The sequence below is a fragment of the Alteromonas sp. HB246098 genome (genome assembly GCF_054890645.1).
Map to the genome: position 1 here is coordinate 383,240 of NZ_JBTZUG010000003.1, position 20,667 is coordinate 403,906.

Consider the following 20,667-nt stretch of genomic DNA (forward strand, 5'->3'; position numbering starts at 1 on the left):
GAAAATTTTAACTTTTGTACACCCACGTTGTTTTGTAGACGGTTACTGGGAAGGCGCGTCGCCTAACAGTCGGGTTACGTGAGGACGAAATAATGGCTCACGCCAAGTAGACAACACGTCAGGCATTAAACCTTGTACACGGGTCTCATCAACTGGAAACCAGTACCATTTTAACAATTGATTTAGCTGTTTTTTAGAGGCAATAACGTCACTATTAACGGCATTGTCTTTCGCTATCTGGTCGCTGATGACTTTAAGCTCGGCCAGCGTCTTTTTGTACTTGGCGATATCAATTAACCGCAGCACAGCTGGAAGCCTAAGCTTTTCTGGCGTTTGCGCATATTTTGCTCTCGCCTCTTCAATTAGCGTGATAATGGTGTCGCCGTAACGACGGACCGACTGGTGATTCACGCCGTTAATGCGCGAAAGGCCAGATTTGCTATCAATAAGACGCTGAGCTGCTTCAAACAAGTGACCTTCTTTGAAAACAAAGTTTAACGCCAAGTCTTTCTTTCGTGCTGTATTTAGACGCCATGCGGCTAACGCTTGTAATACTGTGAGCTGTTCGCTGTTTAAGCGCCAATTGTTCTTAATACTTAAATAGGCAAAATCTTCTGGCATTTGAGCGCGTTTTTTATCCACTAGCAACGCTATTTCTTGGTAAATCCAATGCACTTTACCCGCTTCTTGGACTTTACTGGCTAGCTCTTGGTAGCATGGTAGTAAGTACAATACGTCGTTTGCTGCATAGCTAAGCTGAGATTCGCGAAGGGGCCTGGCTATCCAGTCTGTTCGCGATTCACCTTTATCTAATGTTATATCGCATAGCAACTCTACTAGCTTTGCGTAGCCCAGTGATGGCCCCATATCCAAAATACTTCCCGCCAACTGTGTATCAAATACCGGCGTTGGCACCGTATCAAAGGCGGTGAGAAACGCCTCTATATCCTCTGAGCACGAGTGCAGCACTTTTACTACTTCGGTATTTTCCATAAGCTCAATAAACGGGCTCATGTTGTCTATAGCTAACGGGTCAATAAGCACTAGTTGATGGCCATCATAAAGCTGAATAAGCCCAAGGTGAGGAGTAAGGGTTCTTGTTCTTACAAATTCGGTGTCTAAGGCTACCGCCTCTTGACGTTGTGCTGCAGTACACACTTTTTCGAGTTGTTCAGATGTTGTAATTAATTGATATTGCATATTTTTGCACAGTAATAAAAAAGCCGGCTAACGCCGGCTTTCAAAAAACTATTTCAACGAAATTAGTCTCGAAGCTCCCGACGCAGTATTTTACCTACATTGGTTTTTGGTAAGTCGTCTTTGAAAACAACTTGCTTAGGCACTTTGTAACCTGTTAAATGATTACGGCAGTGCGCGATAACGTCTTTTTCAGTGAGTGAATCGTTATTTTTAACTACGAATAGTTTCACAACTTCACCGCTGACTTCGTGAGGAACCCCAACTGCAGCTGCTTCAACAATATGGTCATGCATTGCAGCAACTTCTTCAATCTCGTTCGGGAACACGTTGAAGCCTGACACTAGGATCATATCCTTTTTACGGTCAACAATATAGAAGTAACCTTCATCATCTATTGTTGCTATGTCGCCAGTGGCTAGCCAACCGTCTTTTAAAATTTCTTCTGTTGCTTCAGGTCGGTTCAAATACCCTTTCATCACCTGAGGGCCTTTTACCCACATTTCACCCGGCTCACCCTTTTCGACAGGGTTACCGTCATCATCAAGCAGCTTGATATCTGTAGAAGGCACAGGCATACCGATTGCGCCTTTATAAGCTTCAATCTGAGGTGGGTTTACCGCAACCACAGGTGAGCACTCTGTAAGGCCATAGCCTTCAAGAAGCACAGTGTTAGTAATCTTCTCCCACTTCTCTGCAACAGGGCGCTGTACAGCCATACCGCCGCCTAAGCCAAATTTAAACTTACTGAAATCAAGCTCGCTGAACCCAGGCGTGTTTAACAGGCCGTTAAACAAGGTGTTAACGCCAGGCAGGATAGTAAATGGGTATTTGCTAAGTTCGTTCACAAAAGCTGGCATGTCGCGGGGGTTGGTAATAAGCAAGTTGCGGCAGCCATATTTAACGAACATGAGGCAGTTCGCCAATAGTGCAAAGATATGATACAGCGGAAGCGCGGTAACAACAAAGTCTTCGCCTTCTTCTATAACGGTTTCTAGAATACCTGACACTTGTTCTAAGTTTGCCACCATGTTGCGGTGAGTTAGCATAGCCCCTTTAGAAACACCGGTTGTTCCACCTGTGTACTGAAGGAATGCCAAATCGCCACTATCAATATCTGGACGCTTGTATTCAAGAGACTGACCTTTTTTAACCGCCGACATAAACGAAGTTGTTTCAGGCAGGTTGAATGAAGGCACCATCTTTTTGACGTACTTAACCACCGCGTTCACAACCCAACGCTTAGGAGCAGGCAACATATCACCCAATGCCGTCAAAAAGACTTCTTGTAGATTAGTATCTGCGATAACCTCTTCGAGAGTACAAGCGAAGTTCTCAACTATAACGATAGCTTTAGCGTTGGCATCGTTAAGCTGGTGCTTCAACTCGCGAGCGGTATAAAGAGGGTTAACGTTAACCACAACCATACCTGCACGCAATATCCCAAACATAGCAACAGGGTACTGAAGGAGGTTAGGCATCATAATTGCCACAGCATCACCGCGTTTTAACCCGCTAGACTGTAAGTATGCAGCGAACTGCGCTGATAAGGTATCTAGCTCCTCAAACGAAATTGAGTGCCCCATGTTGATGAAGGCTTCTTTGTTTTTAAACTTCTTAACCGACTGCTCGAAAATGTCTACTACAGATGCGTAACGATCGGCATCGATTTCTGCGGAAACGCGAGGGTCGTAATGCTTAAGCCAGGTTTTTTCCACCAAAACCTCCTCTACTTTATTCTTATACTATTTAATGAGCACTTTAGAAGACGTGCCCATGTAACTGGTCTGATAACTTGCGAATAGTATAGGAAGTGTAAAAAAAAATAAACGGCACAATTTACAATTGCTCAACAAAATTGCGAATTAATAGCCCTACATCATCAGTATTTTCCATGTGAATATGATGACCGCCTACTAATTGTTCGTATTGTGCATTTAAAAACCACCCCTTCCTTTTTGGAAAGACTGACTCTAGATTTTTAAAGCTATTAGATGCACCGATAAAAAGTACAGGACATACAATAGCACGCATAAGAGATTCTGCCTGTTTTTCTGTGAACCTTAACGATGATTTTGTGCGTAGTTTAGGATCGCTCGCCCAAAAGCAATGTCCACCAGCATCTTGGGTTAAGTTTCTAGACAATATTGAACGGGCGTGCTCTTCTGGAATATCTGAAATTTTGCATCTTGCTTTTACAGCATCTTCTAAATCGACGATTCGCAACTTATTACGCGATTTAGCATGACGGCTGATAATAGACTCTCGCATTTGCGATGCAGTGGTCTCTTCGCTTTCTGTAAGCGGGCCGCATGCGTCAATGCTAATGACTGCAGAGACTTTTTCGGGGAAGAGCGCAGCGAATAAGCTAGCAAGGATTCCACCAAGTGAGTGCCCCAGTAGAATCACCTCTTCCCAATTTTGAGATTCAATTAAAGCGTACAAGTCTTGCAGGTAGTCAGCTTGATTGTAATGCGCACCATGCACACGATGAGATGAACGGCCATGCCCTGCAAGATCAATTGCAATAAAGCGGTGGGTTTGAAGATAAGGCGCTAGCAACCTTAGGCTTTCTGCGTTATCTAAGTACCCGTGTAAACCAATAACAACTTTGCCACCACCTTGATTATCTAACGCAGCTAGGTGTAGTGCTCCAATATTGAATTCTGTTTCAATCATAACGCTCCGTACCGGCAAATAACCGCCGCCTCCCTTACATTTTCATTCCACTAAAACCAATAAGGCGGCAATTACATGCCGCCCCAATTAACTATCCCTATTGTCGCTTGCTGGTACTTGGTGATTTACCGCGCGGTTCAGAATTGTTGTTGCTTGGTCTATTGTTGGTAGAAGGTAACTTTGCTTTGCTCGGTGCATTTTGATACCGGATTACGCGGGTCCTATTGAAATGCGGGTACATCCACGGCCCATTAAAGCGATAAAACGGTGAGTACCAGCCAGTGTGATAGTTAAAGAAGTAAGTATTTACATCGTAAACCTCTTGTTTTTTCCACATATGGTAGTCTTCGACGATAATTGTTGGGTAGATATAAGGTTGCTCCCCTACCATACCCGCAGTCGGCGCAGTAATACTGCCTAAAAACGTTGCGGAGCGCCCTTCTTCAAAAACTATAGGGTCAACAAAGCCATCTATTTGCACTTTAAATCGGCCTGACGTTTCGCCATTGGTGGAAGGTTTACCGTAGTGGTTCAAAGGAAAGTGAGCAAGCTCGATCAATGTCTTGTTGGGCTTATTTTCAACCCCAACAATCATACCACCCCATCGCGCTTTTTGACCTTGCGCACTAGCACCTGAAGTCACCGCCTTAGAGTAGCTGACTAACTGGGTACCTTCAGGTACATCGATACTATCTGGAACTATGGTACAGCCTGTAAATAACATGACCGTAATTAGAATTAAATAACGAGACATCAAAGCGCTCCTCTGAACCCTAGAAAAAATGTTGCGCCTAATTGAATCACAATGAATCAACAGGTGTTTTAAACGAAATTCTTGTGCGGCAACACATCTAAAAACTCTTATATACTCTTACGTATCTCTTTAAGTTACAAAGAAAAACCGCATCCTAGCAACTCAACATTAGCATTAATACGAGACGACTACCATTGTCGTTCAATTAATGTATTGGATAACCGCAAAAGGGGCCGTATACCACACTGATTTAGTGTAGATACAGTAGTAGTTAGTTCAAAAGGATGTGCGAGATTTAACAATTCGTTAGAATTAATTTGCAAGTAAAAAGACAGCAGTGTGCGAAGATTTATGCGTAGATATCTACGCCAAACATAGATTGAATAGACTCGCGTTGTTGTTGTTTTTCAAAACTGGTGTAAGAAGCTATCGCGTTTTGAGAATACGTGTTGCCATCTTCACGAATAAATTGTTGGTACGCTTTGGCGTTATCCGTTCCCTGTTCGTCGGGCGCAACAACAATCGCCCTAGCAGACGATTCGCTTTGCCCTTTACTTTGCTGTTCAGGGTCTTTGTTAATTTTAGCGACACGGCCTTGCGAAGGTTCGGAAGACGGGACGGCGAAATTATTATTGATAATCATATAAAGTTAACTGAGGCAAGAATCATACCATTGGGAAGCGAGCTTTAACCTTAAGACTCGCTCCTCTTTTCCCCGTTGCTCGATTTATCTTATTGTTAGTAATGAGCGCCCAATATTTGGCGGCGTGTCGTTACTCTCTGCCTGGTAATTTTTTCCACGTTACTTTATCGCGCAGATATACAGGTTCTACATTCACAGCGTCAGATACTTCGCCTTTGCTATGTGCATCTATTGCAAGTTTAAGCATGTATTGAGCGTTTGGAAGGGTCACGTCAGACGCTACTTCGCCACATACCTCAGACTTCCAGTTATCAAGCTCCTGATAGGCAGACCAGCCGGTGCCCGCTGCAATTACAGCCGCGCCGCTTTCTTCTCTAAGTACTTTTAGCTGTTCAATAGCCACTTCGGGCGGACATACTTGCTCTTCAACGCAAAGTACAAGCCCATTTTGCGACTGTGAGTAAACCGCGAAGTACACTTCACCCATACGCGCATCAGACGCGACGGCAATCCATGCATCTTTATGCTGAGTTTTAGACGCTACTTCAAACGCCATAGCTTCAAGCGTACTCACGCCCGCTACTTTTAACCCTGTCCCTAACGCTAAACCTTGAATCATTCCCGTCGCTATGCGAACACCGGTAAAGCTGCCTGGGCCTCGACCAAAAGCCAGTAAATCTAGGTCGCCCAGCGAAACCTTTGCTTCTTTTAACACCTCATCGACCATGGGAAGAAGTCGCTGACTATGCTGCTGAGGGCATATCTCGAAACGCGTTATGACGGTGTCTTTGAATTGAAGCGCAACCGAACAAGCTTCGGTTGCGGTATCTATAGCTAAAATGTTCATGTTTATCTCTTATTTCATATAAGCTGAAAACGGGGCTAATGGCGTAATACACGCTTACCGCTTTTTCAGTGCTTTAACTTAGGCTTCATCAATGCCGGCTAAAAATTTTTCCACTTCGTCCAAGCTTCTTGTTCTTTTCATATCTGGCAAGCTACCGACGAAGGTTTTGGCGTAAGGTTTTGTCACTAGTCGATTGTCACATATTACCAATACGCCTTTATCTGATGGGTCTCGGATGAGTCGTCCTGCGCCCTGCTTTAACGTAATAACAGCTTGAGGAATTTGAATAACACCAAACGGGTTTGCTCCACGTTTTTTTACATCTTCCATACGGGCTTGAAGCAGCGGATCATCAGGTGACGCAAAGGGCAGCTTATCAATCATCACGCAAACCAAATCGTTGCCGCGTACGTCTACTCCTTCCCAAAAAGCGCCTGTGCCCATTAGTACCGCTTTTTCATCTGCAAGGTACGCATCCAGCAATGCTTGCTTGGTGGTAGTCCCTTGCACCAGTAGCGGGTTGTCTATCTCATCTTCTAGCTTCTGCGCAATCTCTCTAAGCATAGCGTGACTTGTAAACAGCAAAAAACATCTGCCGCGGCTCGCTTTAATTAACCGTTTGGCTGTTTCTAGCAAGGTTTCGCGCATAGCGTAGCTATTCGGTTCAGGTAAATAGCGGGGCACGCAAAGCATGGCCTGTTCAGGGTAGTTAAACGGGCTATCCAATCCTAAGGTTTCTGCGTCTTCTAAGCCCATACGACGCTGAAAGTGATCAAAACCGCCATTTACCATTAAGGTTGCCGAGGTGAAAATCCACCCGCGCGGCGGCGATGATACGAAACGCCTGAATTTAGCGGCAATTGATAAAGGTGTTAAATGCATAATGAGGTGGCGCTGAGTAGTTTCATACCACAAACTTACATTTTCTTGCTTATTATCGCTTAACGCATCTAATTGCTCTCTTGCAGCCACAACACGTTCGTACATGTTGTCTAAATCTTTATCGCGGCCAATATGTAGCTTACACACTTCATGCAGTACACCCAGCGCTTCGGCCAGCTTACCTACCTGCATACGCACATCGTCACGGTCTAGCGCCTCGGCCCAGTTGCCGCGTTCAGCCGTATCCGGGAACAATAACCGTAAATCAGAGGCAATCATTCTGCATTTGTCAGCTGCTTTGTCTAGCTGCCCAGCATCTTTTAGCACTGTTCTGAACAACAGCGTGATATCTTTCGCAATGTCGTGAATTTGTCTTGTTGAAAGTGACTCACCAAAATAATCACTCGCAATATCGGGAATTTGATGAGCCTCATCAAAAATAATCGCGTCAGCTTCTGGAATAAGTTCGCCAAAACCTGTGTCTTTCAGTGCCATATCAGCAAAGAAAAGGTGGTGATTTACCACGATAATATCAGCATCTAGCGCCTTTCTGCGTGCTTTAACCAAGTAACAATCTTCATAATCTGGGCAATCGCGGCCCAAGCAGTTATCCACTGTAGAGGTAACAAGCGGTAAAACGCGGGCATCTTCAGGAAGGGTTTTAAGCTCCCCCATATCACCTGTTTTCGTAGTACTAGACCAACGTTTCACTTCTGAAAGCTGACCCAATACCTCTTTTTCAACCAGCGTAGAATTACCACTGTGCTGTGCTACTCGATGAAGACAAAGATAATTTGAACGGCCTTTTAACAGCGCAGTTTTTCGCTTGCTGCCCAAGGCCTTTTTTACCAGTGGTAAGTCGCGGTGAAATAGCTGCTCTTGTAAGTTTTTAGTTCCTGTAGAAACAATAGCCTTTCCGTCGCTCAACAATGCAGGGGCGAGATAAGCGAAAGTTTTTCCCGTTCCCGTTCCCGCTTCAACGATCAAACTACCCGTGGTATCAATAGCACGCTTCACCGCCTTTGCCATTTCAGTTTGAGCTTCGCGAGGTACAAACCCCTTGATAGCACCCGCAAGGAGGCCATCTGAAGAGAATACGTTATTTATTGTGGGCATGGTTTCAGCGCTGTCGTTACTTTTCTACTTTAGGCCGCGCATTATGCCAAAAAGCCTATGGAATGCCCATTAAAGGTTTGCATTTTAGCGTGAGCCTAGCCCAATCTCTTAAATCCTGAACTACCCAGATATCAAAAAAACTTCCCACCTTAACTATTCGCTTCCTGACACTTTAAGAGTCAAAAAAATTGTTAAATTTTTGATGAAAAGAATTTGTCTTCTAGAACAAAAAAATTAGCTTTTTAATAGTAAAACTTAGGCGCAATATCCCGCTCGTAAATATTTACACAACTATTTAACGAGGTAATTATGAAAGGTTTACGCTTTATAGGTTTAGGCTTGGTAGGTTTAAGCGCAATGGCGTTCTCTGTAATTGCAGCTGCATCGGAAGAGGCGCCTGCAGAACTAGTAGCGGAATTAACCCAGTTTTGTAAGGAAGTCGCTGCAGAAGAAGGCACAAAAGGCAAGTCGGAAGACGTATTCGTATTAGAGTGCGTAAACGATGAGCTAGAAGCTGAAGGTTACCAGAAGCTGAAATCTTTAAACTAGACTAACAAGCTAGTTTACTGATTCGCGTTAACAGAATGAATAAACGTGCCTCGCCAGAAATGGCGGGGCCTTTTTGTGCTTTTCTTTTTTGTACTTTTCTTTTTGGGACGTGGTTTCGGGCTCTGGTCTTAGAAAAATTTTTCGCTGTTAAGCGTTTTTGACGGCGACGTATACCATAGCTGCTCAATATAAAAGTTAGCGCTCAAAAAACGCGTCAACCAAATCGGCGAGTGATTCTTCTAACTCTTCTTCAAAAGTGTCGATATCAATGCCAAAACTGTCCATATATTTAGCCGCATTGTCGCGGGAAAGTAAGGCATTTTTTATCTGAAATTCAAGCTCAGGCAGTGTCTTGTCGTAGCGGGGCTTAATGGTCCATCGCAAACAATGACCATGGTTGTCTTTTAGCTTTTTCTTGGCAAATACACAGAATTCCTCGACGTAATCAGCACCTTGCGGCCCAAGGCAACCCGGTTCTATGCGGTACATCACCAGCAGCTTTTTATATAGCGGAAGTCGCGTTTCCATCACATCTTCAATTTGTTTAAAGATTTGATTATCGGAAAATTTGGAGAATTTTGCCAGCCACGCAAGGGGTGAATACGAGAAATGTCATATTCACCCATATTATTACTCTGCTAGTTCAGGATCTTTTATGAACAAAATATCCATGATAATTGCAGGGTCCCACTCGCGCATCTCTGCTTCGCATTTCAGTCGAATTTCGTCTAACTCACTGATCGTTGCAATAGAGAATGCGTCATCTACTATAATGTGGACTAACAGATAAACATCCCTACCCCGCTTACTAATTCGCACTTCCACGTGCTCGTATGGGACGTCAGCCAAGGTTTTTTTGAATTTTTTCTCGATTACCGCCGAGATAGCTTCAGGCGGCGCTTTATTGATTACCTCGTTAAGACTTTCACGCAGAATCTTAAAAGGCACCGGCAACATCGCCGAGCCAAGAATAATCAATAAAACTGGGTCAACGTACGGCGACAGCGTTCTATATTCCGTCAACTCCAGCGCATAGGCCAAAATAAAAGCAAACAAGATGGATGCACTTAGCACACCGTCTATCATCCAAGTATGAGAATCCACTTTTACTAAATCGGACAGTAAATGCTTACCTTTTACACGCATGTAAAAAGAGATACTAAAACAGCCAACTGTTGCAACAACACCGTAGACCATACCAATACCATACTCAGCTGCGTGACCACCTGCTAGTAAACTCTGAACAGAGCTCGCGACGGCATACACACAAGTGGCAATGATAATAAGCGACTTAAACATGTTTAGCGTAGGCTCAATCGCCGTGTAACCAAAGTGGAACCGGTCATCATCAGGACGTTGAACCAAATTAGCTACTTTAAGCGTTAGCATTGACATAACAAAAGCAATTAACGAGTAAGCAGCATCAAATAAAATAGCGCCAGAGCTGGTTAAAATGGCAAAACCAAGCGCAATAACGACAAATGCACCGGCAATGTAAAAAGAAAGCGTTAATAGACGCTTTTCTTCAAGGTGATGGAAGCCAATGTCCATGAGAGTCACATCGAAATTAAGGTGCGCGGATTCTACTCCGTTATTTAAAAAAAAATAGTGCTTTGAACAAAAATATTGCTATTTTTTTAATCAATTCAGTGATACATAGCGCCTATATAATTTCGACTTAACGCAATGCGTTTTTAATACCTATTTTAAACTATGAAAACCGTTATCCACCCTTCTATAAAAAGTTATTTTGATGCTAATGAAAGCCAGCAGGAAATCGAACAGGCATTCTCTCGTGGGCTTGCTTATGCGGGCCATTCTCTCATGGTGCCAGAGAAGTTTAGTTATCAGGTTCTGCCGCACTTTAACGACCGTTATGTGTTATTTAATCAGGGTGAGAACCATGAACTTATATCCAATGTTTGCTTACATCGACAAGCTCAACTTCTTGAAGGGCAAGGCCGGGCACGCAGCATAGTTTGTAAACTCCACTGCTGGGGCTATGACAATACAGGCCAGCTTAAAGGTGCGCCCCACTTTAAGGATGCCCCTAGCGGTCAGTTGAAAAAGGAATCACTGTCAGTGTGGAACGGTCTTCTATTTCGAGGGCGCTCTCCTAATATGGACTTATCTGCCCTTGGGCTTGAGGACTATCTCGACTTTACCGATTACTTTTACGCCGGTTCTGAAACCACGGAATATCAATTTAACTGGAAGACATTCGTCGAAATCTATCTAGAGAACTATCACGTGTACTCCATGCACCCTGGGCTTCGCCAGTTTGTTAAACCCGATGATTTAGAATGGTCGTTTGGCGATGATTTTTCAGTTCAAAAAGTTGGGCTAGGCGACCAGCTTACCAAGCGCACAACACCGCGTTACAGAGAGTTCCAAGACGCATTATTGGCACGATTCGGGCAAACACTTCCTCGCTTTGGCGCAATATGGTGCTTTTTGTACCCTAATATTATGATTGAGTGGTACCCAGATATTATTGTCGTCAGCACGATTTATCCCAAGGGTGCAGGCGCATGTGTAAACCACGTTGAGTTTTATTATCCCGAAGCACTTTATAAAGATATGCCAGACTACTTTGCAGCCGAAAAAGCGGCCTATATGGAAACAGCGGTAGAAGATGAAGAAGCCTGCCTATTGTTAGAGAAAGGTCGACGTGCACTTTATTTATCAGACGAAGAAGAACACGGTCCCATAGAACCGTTTTTAGAAGCAGGCGTGGCGCATTTTTACGATTGGCTTGCTAAACAGTAGCAGTCTTGGTGCTTTAAATAGTGTTATTTCACAAAAAAGGAGTTTTGATGAACAATTACAAAGGGTCTTGTTTGTGCGGTTCGGTAACTTTTAAAATTGAGGGTGATTTTGACAGTTTTTATCTGTGCCACTGCAAACACTGTCAAAAGGATACAGGTTCGGCCTTCGCAGCCAACCTGTTTTCAAGTTCGGCTATATTAACTTGGGCATCGGGTGTTGACGCTGTAGTCAACTTCACGCTCGAGAACACGCGTCATAGCAAAAGTTTCTGTAAAATCTGTGGTTCAGCCCTTCCGTGTACTCAACTCGGTGACATTCTAGCCGTACCCGCTGGGTGTCTGGATACAAAACTACTGATTAAACCTACTGCACATATCTTCGGCGTAAGCAAAGCTGCGTGGGAACAAAGTTTAGAAACAATTACAAAATTCGAACGTTTACCGTAACAAACATCGAGCACTCATTCGAAACTTGGTGACTTTATATTAAACAAAACTCGCTGCTTGAATAGCTGCAGGTCGATTGATGCTTATGGTCTTAGCGAACCTAAATCATCATGTATCACTTTTGTTAAAATCATTGGGTAACTTTTGCATGAAATTCTATAGTTCTCACAATTCAGCGTTACGCCAACTAGCCCCGCAAAAACCTAAACCATCTACTTTTCATACACTTACTAGAATGGCACATGCTGTGAATAGTCCATTGTGAATTCTCTCCTCCGTTTTTAAGCAGTATGGAGGCCGAAAAACCAAGGAGTAAGATATGAAAAAGTTAACTATTGCTACATTAATTAGTGCCGCTCTGTCTGCTGGTGCATTTGCTGGCGACGACATGGAAAAAATCGACACAACCTTTGTTGATTTAGACAACGATGACAATGGATACATTTCACGAGAAGAGGCAGACGACGATGAGATTTATGCGCACTTCTCTAAAATTGATACCAATTCAGACATGAAACTTTCAGCTAAAGAATTTAATGCTCATGTTATGAAACACCCTCAACATTTCGATGATGAAGTGCTCGCTACGGTAAAGTCTATGAAAGTGAGCATGGGCAAAAAAGGAGCCATGGAAACAAAAGTTAAAGTTGACACCGATGTAGATGAAGTGGTCGCAGCAACAAAAGATAAAAGGCTGACTCATGAGTTAAGAGCTGAAACTGAGCTTAAAGCTAATGGAAACTTAGAAAAGACAAAGGTCGATAAAGTAGCCGAAGATACTGTTGTGAACGATAAGACGGTGATCGCAGATGAAGCAGTAATCGCGCGTAGTAAATTCGAAATGATGGACGCAAACAACGATGGCGAGCTTACCAAAGCTGAAGCCTCAAGAAGTGGCGTAACGCGCAATTTCGATAAAATTGATTTAAATGATGATGAATTGATTACGCGCACAGAATTTAAGCGTTATCAGCGCTCATTTGAAGGAAATTTAGACGGTAACTCGGAAGAGTAATGTTGCAGTAAGAAAAGAGCCGCTCGTGCGGCTCTTTTTATTGTTTAAATACTTTTTCTGTACACGTGCTATCAAGCCTGCACGTATTGATTCCCTTTCTTTCCCATCACTTCATCGAATAAAGGATTTTTTATGTTAGCTTCAACAGGACTTAAAAGTTTACTCGCGTACCGAGCACTGCGCCAAATGAATGGGCCCAGTTCAGACAATGCGCAGAGTAAAGAACACCTCATTACATCTAGTAAATTAAGCAATGCAACGACGCCGCCATCAGTCGCCGCAATAACAGGTTCAGCCTATGCTGTATCTAAGATGACGGACGCTCCAAAAATACAACGCTTCCTTCTAAAATCGACGTTATCAGCCTCAGTGGCAGGTCTACTTAATGCAGGCCTTAAGAGATTGATTGGACGAAAGCGTCCTAGAGCTGAGAGCGGCCCTGAAATAAAAGGCCCGGCATTGAAAGACAAATTTAACTCTATGCCATCAGGACATGCGGCAGCAGTAGCGGCAGTGGCAGGCTCAATACCTCGGACTTCTGGACCTCTACTATTAGCATCAGCGGCGGGTTTAGCTGCTACGGCAGTTATTGGAAGGTCGAGGACTAAGCGCGATGCACATCATTTATCAGATGTTTTGGTGGGAAGTTGTTTAGGCTTTGGCGTTGCCTACGCAGTGTCTAAACTCGAGAAACCTGTTGAAGCTGAAGTTGAAAATCTGAACAAAAATAAGCATCTACGGAAGTAATTTAAACAAAGTTGCGTTCGTAAGTATAAGCTATGGTGCGCCCCTTCCGGTAATAGAAGGGAACGCACTTACCTTAAGGTAAATAAGATAAAACTAACTTTCCGGCGTAGACTTGATTACTTCCTCTATCTCACTATTCCCACTTAAGCGGGCGAGGTCAATTAAGTAGCCTTTTTCTAGCTTGTTTAAAGAATGCCCTTTGAGCCGCGTCTTGACCTCTCTTACATCACCATTGGCAATGGAAGTTTTCAGCGCAGCGTGATTATTTAAAGAGCGGTCTTCGCTTTTTTCACTTGAATCATTCGCAGTCATAGTTCGTCCTTAATCTTTACTTAGTAAAAATGAAAAATCTCATATACCTTTTGTAGTTAAACACGACGCCAAACGATCAACGCTTCAAGCTATCCATATTTCAAATTGCCATGGTTCAAGCTTACAAACAGAACCAGCTTCAAAATTTCGCTTCTCCTCATGCTGCCATTGCGTATATTCGCCCTGAAATAGTGGCTCTTCAAAGGTTACTTCGAGATGCTCATTTGAAAAGTTAATAACAACAAACACTTTTTCCCGCTCGTTATGACGTACAAAGCTGAAAACCTTGTCCATTTTCGAGTTCGGGACCTGAATCATTCTTGCGCCATACTCTCCATTTCCTAACACGGCTTTAGATTTTTTAAGCGTAATAAGCTCGCGATACAAATTGCCGATTTTATGGTCTTGCCATTCAATAGGATCGCGCTCGAAGAATGCTAACCGTTTAGTTTCTCCCGCTTCTTGCCCGTTGTGAATTAGGGGCATGCCCTCACCTATTACCGATAAAGCAATGCAAGCTTCAAGTGCTTCGCCAAACTGTTCACGCTGAGTGCCATCCCAGGCATTTTTGTCGTGGTTACTAACAAAGGTCATTCTATACGCAGAGGCTGGCCAGCTGCGTTCGTTCCACGAATAATACTTGCGCAACCTATCTAGTGAGCACTTTCCGTGAGCAAGCTCATGAAGTGTTTCATTCCAGCTCCATGCGTAAGTCATATTGAACGCATTTTCGTGAAGGTCGCGATTCTCCCATTCAGCCAGCATAAAGACCGGCCGAATTGCATTTAATGTCTCGACAGCTTGACTCCAGAAGTCGTTGGGCACGTAACCTGCCACATCACAACGAAAGCCGTCGATGTTGAACTTTTCAACCCAGTAACACAATGCATTAATCATGTATTTTCGAAGGCCAATCTGTTCATAATCGAACTCAATAATATCGCTCCAATCCCACCACGGCGAGGGACGAAAATCGCCTTTATAATCTTTGGCGTACCACTCAGGGTGCTGTTCAGCTAATTGATTATCCCATGCACTGTGATTTGGTACCCAATCTATGATGACTTTCAGCGATAGGCGGTGCGCTTCGTTCACCAGCGCTTTGAGATCTTCTTCGCTGCCAAATTCTGGATTAATGGCCAAGTAGTCTTTAACGGCATAGGGGCTGCCAAGCTCACCTTTTCTGTTTTTTTCACCGATAGGATGTACAGGCATAAGCCAAACGATATCCGCGCCCAAGGATTTAATATGCGCAAGCCCCTTCCTTACACCCTCGAAAGTTCCTTCTTCTGAAAACTGACGGGTGTTGACCTGATAAATAACCGCATGAGATGACCATTGTGGCTGAAACACGTTGTAGCGTTTCTGAGGGGTAGGATTGATATCCATTTTATCTTTCCTTTTGCCGATTAGCGTTTTTAAAGAATAATTGGCATCACACTTACGAGCTTATTTACTAGTGTTTGTAGTAGTACCGATAGCCACACCTACAATATTGGTAAACTTGTAATGCCTAAAATTAATACCCACATGCCGAAAAAAAGTTTCAGCCGATGAACAGAAAAAGCTAAGACCACATATTTTGCAATCATTCCGCCAATAACTGCACCAGCCCCCGCAAACAAAACGACCTGCCAAACCACCGACGGATTTATAAAAGCGTGATACGGCAACGCTGACCACACAGTAAACGCGGATAAAATAACAGCTACCGCGATAGACATGGTGACATTAAACCCACGAATAATGAGGTAAACCGCCACTAACTCACCCACTCCCACCGAAAGCCAGGCCGTAATAATGCCGCCTAGAAAACCGATGAAGGGCAGAAACACTAAGTCTTTTGTTTGTAACTCTTTTATAAAATGAGTGCGCTTCATTAGAGGAATAGAAGCAAAAATTGCAATCGCTAATAAGATAGAAAAACTTCCAAAAGCAATATGAAGGTTATTAGCTCCCCCCCATAAATGTTCGAGCAGAAGCTTGCTTTGCGACGAATATTGCGCAAAGCCTATACCGCAAATTGACGAAGGAATGGTTAGCATTAGTGCGCTCGGCAGCGTTTGCCAGTAGCCATCGTACTTGTGCTGTCTTTTATAATACGCCGCCCACGTTAATGCGCCAGCGGTCATTCCGCAGCATTGAATAGCAAAGCTGGTTGCCACTACGCTTTGAGGAGAAAACGATAGATAGTTAAAAAACGGAACAAACACCACACCTCCACCGGCGCCTGTAGCGTTTGCAAATATAGCCCCTATCACACCTAGCCCGCTGAAAAGTCCAAATTCCTTAACAAGCTCAATGGGTGCGGGCTGCGCTAACAGAAGACTGCACCAGATAAGGAAAAGTAGAACAATAATTGATTTGCCAGTTTGGCGCTTTAAATAAGAGATCACATACGTCCTTACGACAAAACAATGATAATTGTTAGAAAATAAATTCGCTTAACACGTTAATCATTAGCATTAGTACATTTTTCAGACTATTGTTAGCTCGAAACGTATAAGCTTTTACTTACGCAATTGTCATGTATAGCACTTTGTAAAATATGGTTGAAGTATCTACATTTGAGCAACAGGTGCAACTGCATCTTTCGCCAAACCGCTCAGCAACATGGCGGCAGACTAAATATCTAATTATGACGTTTGCTTTGTTCATTGGTTTAATCGCTATTGCGTGGTCAATAGTCGGTGCTTGGGTAATTTTGCCGTTTGCAGGGTTAGAAGTGGGGTTGCTCGCGTTAGTTATGTATTTGGTGTCTAAAGCCACCTACCGATGGGAAACAATTTTAGTTTCTGCTGACCGCATACAAATCTCCTGCTCGAACGGCACCAGCCTATGCTTCCCCCGCCCAGACACATCCTTGTTTTATCAAAAAGACGTAAGCCTTAAGCGGATTTCACGATTAATTTTACAAACTTCTTTGCAGCAATTTGAGCTGGGCGCTTTTTTAAACTCGGAAGATAAAAAGCTAGTACACGATAATTTGTACAAAGCTGGGATCATGGTCTGCTCGAACAAATGGTGGTAACGCTCGCTGTTACAGTTTGCTTCCAGCAAACTCTCGTCTGCTTCAAAGGTTTGGTGTTTGGTGTTCGTTGTTCGTTGTTCGTTGTTCGTTGTTCTAACGAGGCTGAATGGAAACCTTCATGAAACAAAATTAATGATCATTGTCACTGTTTTCGACTAATTAATTAAAAGACGCAGCCACAGTTAGCTGCGACCTAACGAGGGCTACACTATGAACTTATATATTGAATCATTAGAAGGTGGTAACTACCTTGCAGCTACAGGCATGGGCGCTTCACGCACTTTAGTTCGAGATAAAAAATCGCAACCCAAAACGTTTCACTGTTTAAATGAAATCAGAGAGCATTTTGATACTCAAGCCTTTGAGCACGTTTGGCTTCGCCAAAGTACGCCGTATGAAGAAATGGTCGGTCAAACGGACCATCCCGGCGCGCTAGAACTTGAAATTGAATGGTAAACCTTTATCGGTAAGAAGCTAATAACTCATTTAGCTTTTTCTAATTTAAGTTTGAATGCATCACCTAGCATAGTTTTTGCGTACAAGTCATGTAACGTAAATAAAAACGGTATTTTATTGAATTACTAGCGATAGAAACTGTCTTTTAACGCAAGCAATAAAATACCTACATGCTAAGGAGAATTGCATGAAGATTAGTAAGTTAGCGATTAAGTCTGTATTTTTGGCTGCTGTTTTGGCATTAACTGCTTGCGCCTCTATGGGTGACGGTACTGTTGCTGAAAAGCAACAAGCGATCTTAGACATGCAAGAAAATGCGCTGGCTCGTCTATACACCGAGAAGCCAGATACTCGCTCTCAGATAAGAGACGCAGCGGGATACGCCGTATTCACCAACGCCAACATAAATGTTTTCTTTGTGGCAGCGGGCACTGGTTACGGTGTAGTGAACAATAATGTTACCGGTGCAAAAACATATATGAATATGGCCGAAGGCGGCGTTGGCCTTGGTTTAGGCGCCAAAGACTACCGCATTGTGATGGTTTTCCACACTCAAAAAGCGATGAACTACTTTATCGAAAACGGCTGGACCGTGGGCGGTAACGCGGATGTAGCAGCGAAAGCCGGTAACAAAGGTGCATCTGCAGAAGGCGAAGGCTACTTGGGTAACGTCACAGTGTATACTATGACTGAAAGCGGCCTTACATTACAGGCCACTGTTAAAGGCACGAAATTTTGGGTAGATAAAGAACTAAACTAATTCTGCCCTAACTATTCCTAAACATATTAGCGATTAGCGCTCCAACACACGAAGGCCTCTTGAATGCAAGAGGCCTTTTTATTTTTTCTGCACAACTGCCCGCTACCGCTCTAAATCTTTAGGCTGTCTGAATCACAGTAATAAGCAGTGTCGTGTTCCCCATAGCATCTCTTACCACCGCCGTGTATACGAAAGTCTAAATTTAGGGGGAAACCCTCATAACTGAATTGAACACTCGTGACTACGCTTTACTTGTAAAAGGCTCGCTTAGCAGCACGCTAAGCCATAAACGAGGGTTTCATCATGCAACCACAAAACAACAAAGTGATAAGAGCAGTAGTAAGAACGATATTAACGAGCGCATTGTTCGCTTCGGCGACGGTAGGCTTTTCAACTAACGCGGCAATAATAGGCAGCAGTTATGGGAATGCAGTCCATGTCGATCTTTCCATTACAAGTAATGTAGGAGGTATGGTCTCTGCAATCGCTAACTCAACTATCAACTTAGCTCATACCAGCGGTAGTGCTCCTGAAAATTATTCTCAGATTGACACTATCATTGGCGCAAGCGCAGATGCTTCGGGTACGTTGGGCAGCCCCATCGACGTTACAGAGTTTGATGGCGCGCTATCCACCGCCATTATTGAAGGCGAATCTCAATCGTCTTTAACGAGTTTTGTTCCGGCAAGCTTTTTTACGTCTGGCCGCGGAACCATAAACGACCTTAATCTTGACTTATTTTCAGACTTACTTGGAATAAGTGGCTTTTTAACGCTAAGTGCTGATGTACTTTCCACAATCTCGCAAATTGACGGAAACGCCACGACCGGCTCAAACGTGAATCTATCTACAGCAGGTTCATCAGACATCGTGGATGTGGAAGTGAATCTTTGGGGAAATACCGTAACGGCTACTGCACTTGAAAATCAGTATCTCTTTGCAGGTTTGAATATCGCTGACTTTGGCTTGGGAATATTTGTTAATGAAGTCGAAACGTCGTGTTCCAACACCTCTTGCACTGAATCGCGCAACGCGGTTAGAGTATCTTTTGATGATTTCTCACTCAATGCATTTTACGATGCGCTATTCCCTGCTGGCGGGCCGTTAACCGGGCCTGTGTTTAACTTGACCAACAACCCTATTGTCAACGGCGAGATCATTTTAGCTAGCTCGTTTGCTACAACCTCTTCTTCAACTGAGGTAAGTGCACCCTCTACGTTTGCAATTTTTATTTTCGCAGTAGGCTTATTGAGTGCAAGAAGATTTAATAAACACAAAATGCTACAGAAATAACGTTTGAAAATCTCAAGGCAGAAGGAGCAAGTCTACGGTTTCTCTCTTTCTTGCCTTGAGAATCATATCGCTCACATTTTACTGAGCACGGTTTTCCTCAATCTGCATCCACTGTGCTCTTGTACAATTCTCGAGAAGCTCAAATGCTTCAACAACCATATCTTCTCCTTGTATAAATGGATGTGCCTGATTATCTTTCCTATCCGTTAACGCCTTAAGCTTATCTCTTGTTCCGTCTCTTCCAGGGTGATTTGACAAAAATACATCAATATTTTGTTCTTTCACCAACGCTTTCATTGCATTGGCCGAGTTTGTCTAAGACTTTATTCTTGCGACATCCGGACCATAACTGAGCCCTGTGCCGCCCCATAATACAGCGCGATGCCGTTCATCTCCATCGATCACAGGGAGAACGATAGTAAGCGTACCCGGTGTATGTCCAGGCGTTACATAAAACGCTAACTCAGTGCCATTCACGTTGAGTACATCCCCATCTTCAATCAGTAAATCTTTTTCAGGTTTTGCTCCCCAGCGATAGCTAGCAAACGCGTCGTTTTCTAACACGTGCCACTCAATTTCACTCATCACAATACGTGGACTATAAACTGATTTAATCAGCCCAAAACCACCGTAATGATCGCCGTGTCCATGAGATATGATTAGATGGGAAACAGGCTTATCTCCCCACCCCAGTGCCGAAAGTCCATTAAGAATATACTGTTGAGCTTGTTGATCATTATTTAGCGCGTCTACTAAAACTATACTTTCGCCTGTATCTATTGCCCAACTCGCCACGTTTCCAGCGCCGACATAATAAAGGTTATCGAAGACCTGTTGAGGTGGAATTTGACGACGGACTTTAGCATTTCCTTTTACTTCGCTATCACCATTACTGCGCTTGGATCTCTCACGCTGGTTATCGTTAATAATGAACATATCCCGCGGCTCCTGACTGATATCGCAAAGACTCGCCAATCCAGGAAAATGCTTAGCACTATTCAATCCTTTATCCGCGTAATATTGCGCAGTGTATACATCGGCTGAGTAAGTATTATTGGACATCCAAACCGCCAGAAGCATTATTGCAAGCTGCCATACAGACTTTTTTATATTAACCATAACGCTTTCCATTCTAGGTATATAAAACCACGTTGTTTTACGATGTTGATTT

Annotated in this window: 23 protein-coding genes; 9 read left to right on the forward strand and 14 right to left on the reverse strand. The window is 43.5% G+C overall.

The window, feature by feature from the left end:
• Positions 1-42: 42 nt before the first annotated feature.
• The 7 genes from rnd to ACYTPF_RS09680 all read right to left on the reverse strand — a co-directional run bounded on the left by rnd (position 43) and on the right by ACYTPF_RS09680 (position 8,118).
• A complete protein-coding gene (gene rnd / locus ACYTPF_RS09650) occupies positions 43-1,200 on the reverse strand; it encodes a ribonuclease D (protein WP_461852064.1) in 1,158 nt (385 codons plus the stop codon).
• A 62-nt stretch (positions 1,201-1,262) separates the two neighbouring features.
• Complete coding sequence (fadD, locus tag ACYTPF_RS09655) at positions 1,263-2,915, reverse strand: long-chain-fatty-acid--CoA ligase FadD (protein WP_179983921.1); 1,653 nt, start codon at positions 2,913-2,915, stop codon at positions 1,263-1,265.
• A 121-nt stretch (positions 2,916-3,036) separates the two neighbouring features.
• Complete coding sequence (locus tag ACYTPF_RS09660) at positions 3,037-3,876, reverse strand: alpha/beta fold hydrolase (RefSeq protein ID WP_179983922.1); 840 nt, start codon at positions 3,874-3,876, stop codon at positions 3,037-3,039.
• Positions 3,877-3,973: 97 nt separating this feature from the next.
• Positions 3,974-4,630: a Slp family lipoprotein gene (locus ACYTPF_RS09665; RefSeq protein ID WP_461852065.1), complete on the reverse strand. Its 657-nt coding sequence runs from the start codon at positions 4,628-4,630 to the stop codon at positions 3,974-3,976.
• Between the two features lie 349 nt (positions 4,631-4,979).
• Positions 4,980-5,273: a hypothetical protein gene (locus ACYTPF_RS09670; protein ID WP_014950008.1), complete on the reverse strand. Its 294-nt coding sequence runs from the start codon at positions 5,271-5,273 to the stop codon at positions 4,980-4,982.
• 130 nt (positions 5,274-5,403) lie between these two features.
• Positions 5,404-6,120 carry a tRNA (adenosine(37)-N6)-threonylcarbamoyltransferase complex dimerization subunit type 1 TsaB gene (gene tsaB / locus ACYTPF_RS09675; RefSeq protein ID WP_461852066.1) on the reverse strand — a complete coding sequence of 239 codons (717 nt, stop codon included), beginning with the start codon at positions 6,118-6,120 and terminating at the stop codon, positions 5,404-5,406.
• A 78-nt stretch (positions 6,121-6,198) separates the two neighbouring features.
• Positions 6,199-8,118, reverse strand: coding sequence for an ATP-dependent DNA helicase (locus ACYTPF_RS09680; protein ID WP_014950010.1), 1,920 nt, complete (start codon positions 8,116-8,118; stop codon positions 6,199-6,201).
• Between the two features lie 309 nt (positions 8,119-8,427).
• Here ACYTPF_RS09680 and ACYTPF_RS09685 point away from each other — a divergent pair, with 309 nt between their 5' ends.
• Positions 8,428-8,667, forward strand: a complete 240-nt coding sequence (locus ACYTPF_RS09685) for a hypothetical protein (RefSeq protein WP_461852067.1) — start codon at positions 8,428-8,430, stop codon at positions 8,665-8,667.
• A 195-nt stretch (positions 8,668-8,862) separates the two neighbouring features.
• Here ACYTPF_RS09685 and ACYTPF_RS09690 read toward each other — a convergent pair whose 3' ends face one another.
• Together ACYTPF_RS09690 and ACYTPF_RS09695 are read right to left on the reverse strand one after the other, a co-directional pair.
• Positions 8,863-9,195, reverse strand: a complete 333-nt coding sequence (locus ACYTPF_RS09690; RefSeq protein ID WP_461852068.1) for a hypothetical protein — start codon at positions 9,193-9,195, stop codon at positions 8,863-8,865.
• 102 nt (positions 9,196-9,297) lie between these two features.
• Positions 9,298-10,218, reverse strand: coding sequence for a cation diffusion facilitator family transporter (locus tag ACYTPF_RS09695; protein ID WP_461852069.1), 921 nt, complete (start codon positions 10,216-10,218; stop codon positions 9,298-9,300).
• A 162-nt stretch (positions 10,219-10,380) separates the two neighbouring features.
• Here ACYTPF_RS09695 and ACYTPF_RS09700 point away from each other — a divergent pair, with 162 nt between their 5' ends.
• From ACYTPF_RS09700 to ACYTPF_RS09715, 4 genes are all read left to right on the forward strand, one after another.
• Positions 10,381-11,436 (forward strand): aromatic ring-hydroxylating oxygenase subunit alpha, encoded by a 1,056-nt coding sequence (locus ACYTPF_RS09700; RefSeq protein ID WP_461852070.1) that lies wholly within the window; start codon positions 10,381-10,383, stop codon positions 11,434-11,436.
• A 47-nt stretch (positions 11,437-11,483) separates the two neighbouring features.
• Positions 11,484-11,882 carry a GFA family protein gene (locus ACYTPF_RS09705; RefSeq protein WP_461852071.1) on the forward strand — a complete coding sequence of 133 codons (399 nt, stop codon included), beginning with the start codon at positions 11,484-11,486 and terminating at the stop codon, positions 11,880-11,882.
• Between the two features lie 319 nt (positions 11,883-12,201).
• Positions 12,202-12,897, forward strand: coding sequence for an EF-hand domain-containing protein (locus ACYTPF_RS09710; protein WP_461852072.1), 696 nt, complete (start codon positions 12,202-12,204; stop codon positions 12,895-12,897).
• A 132-nt stretch (positions 12,898-13,029) separates the two neighbouring features.
• Entirely contained in the window at positions 13,030-13,644 is a 615-nt protein-coding gene (locus tag ACYTPF_RS09715) for a phosphatase PAP2 family protein (protein ID WP_461852073.1), read from the forward strand.
• A gap of 93 nt (positions 13,645-13,737) precedes the next feature.
• Here ACYTPF_RS09715 and ACYTPF_RS09720 read toward each other — a convergent pair whose 3' ends face one another.
• The 3 genes from ACYTPF_RS09720 to ACYTPF_RS09730 form a co-directional block, all read right to left on the reverse strand.
• The gene (locus ACYTPF_RS09720) at positions 13,738-13,956 is read right to left on the reverse strand and encodes a hypothetical protein (protein ID WP_179983931.1); all 219 of its coding nucleotides are present in this window, start codon (positions 13,954-13,956) and stop codon (positions 13,738-13,740) included.
• 84 nt (positions 13,957-14,040) lie between these two features.
• On the reverse strand, positions 14,041-15,345 hold the full coding sequence (locus ACYTPF_RS09725; protein WP_461852074.1) for an alpha-amylase family glycosyl hydrolase: 1,305 nt from the start codon (positions 15,343-15,345) through the stop codon (positions 14,041-14,043).
• Positions 15,346-15,443: 98 nt separating this feature from the next.
• Positions 15,444-16,352: a sulfite exporter TauE/SafE family protein gene (locus ACYTPF_RS09730; RefSeq protein WP_461852075.1), complete on the reverse strand. Its 909-nt coding sequence runs from the start codon at positions 16,350-16,352 to the stop codon at positions 15,444-15,446.
• A 152-nt stretch (positions 16,353-16,504) separates the two neighbouring features.
• Between ACYTPF_RS09730 and ACYTPF_RS09735 the strand changes: the two genes are divergently transcribed.
• The 4 genes from ACYTPF_RS09735 to ACYTPF_RS09750 all read left to right on the forward strand — a co-directional run bounded on the left by ACYTPF_RS09735 (position 16,505) and on the right by ACYTPF_RS09750 (position 19,496).
• A complete protein-coding gene (locus ACYTPF_RS09735; RefSeq protein WP_461852076.1) occupies positions 16,505-16,987 on the forward strand; it encodes a DUF2244 domain-containing protein in 483 nt (160 codons plus the stop codon).
• Positions 16,988-17,197: 210 nt separating this feature from the next.
• Entirely contained in the window at positions 17,198-17,443 is a 246-nt protein-coding gene (locus ACYTPF_RS09740; protein WP_136782995.1) for a DUF6482 family protein, read from the forward strand.
• A 187-nt stretch (positions 17,444-17,630) separates the two neighbouring features.
• Positions 17,631-18,203, forward strand: a complete 573-nt coding sequence (locus ACYTPF_RS09745; RefSeq protein WP_136782996.1) for a lipid-binding SYLF domain-containing protein — start codon at positions 17,631-17,633, stop codon at positions 18,201-18,203.
• Between the two features lie 303 nt (positions 18,204-18,506).
• Positions 18,507-19,496, forward strand: a complete 990-nt coding sequence (locus tag ACYTPF_RS09750; protein WP_461852077.1) for a hypothetical protein — start codon at positions 18,507-18,509, stop codon at positions 19,494-19,496.
• A 78-nt stretch (positions 19,497-19,574) separates the two neighbouring features.
• Here the strand turns inward: ACYTPF_RS09750 and ACYTPF_RS09755 are convergent, their stop codons facing one another.
• Together ACYTPF_RS09755 and ACYTPF_RS09760 are read right to left on the reverse strand one after the other, a co-directional pair.
• Positions 19,575-19,793 (reverse strand): hypothetical protein, encoded by a 219-nt coding sequence (locus tag ACYTPF_RS09755; RefSeq protein WP_461852078.1) that lies wholly within the window; start codon positions 19,791-19,793, stop codon positions 19,575-19,577.
• Between the two features lie 18 nt (positions 19,794-19,811).
• Entirely contained in the window at positions 19,812-20,615 is an 804-nt protein-coding gene (locus ACYTPF_RS09760) for an MBL fold metallo-hydrolase (protein ID WP_461852079.1), read from the reverse strand.
• Positions 20,616-20,667: the final 52 nt, after the last annotated feature.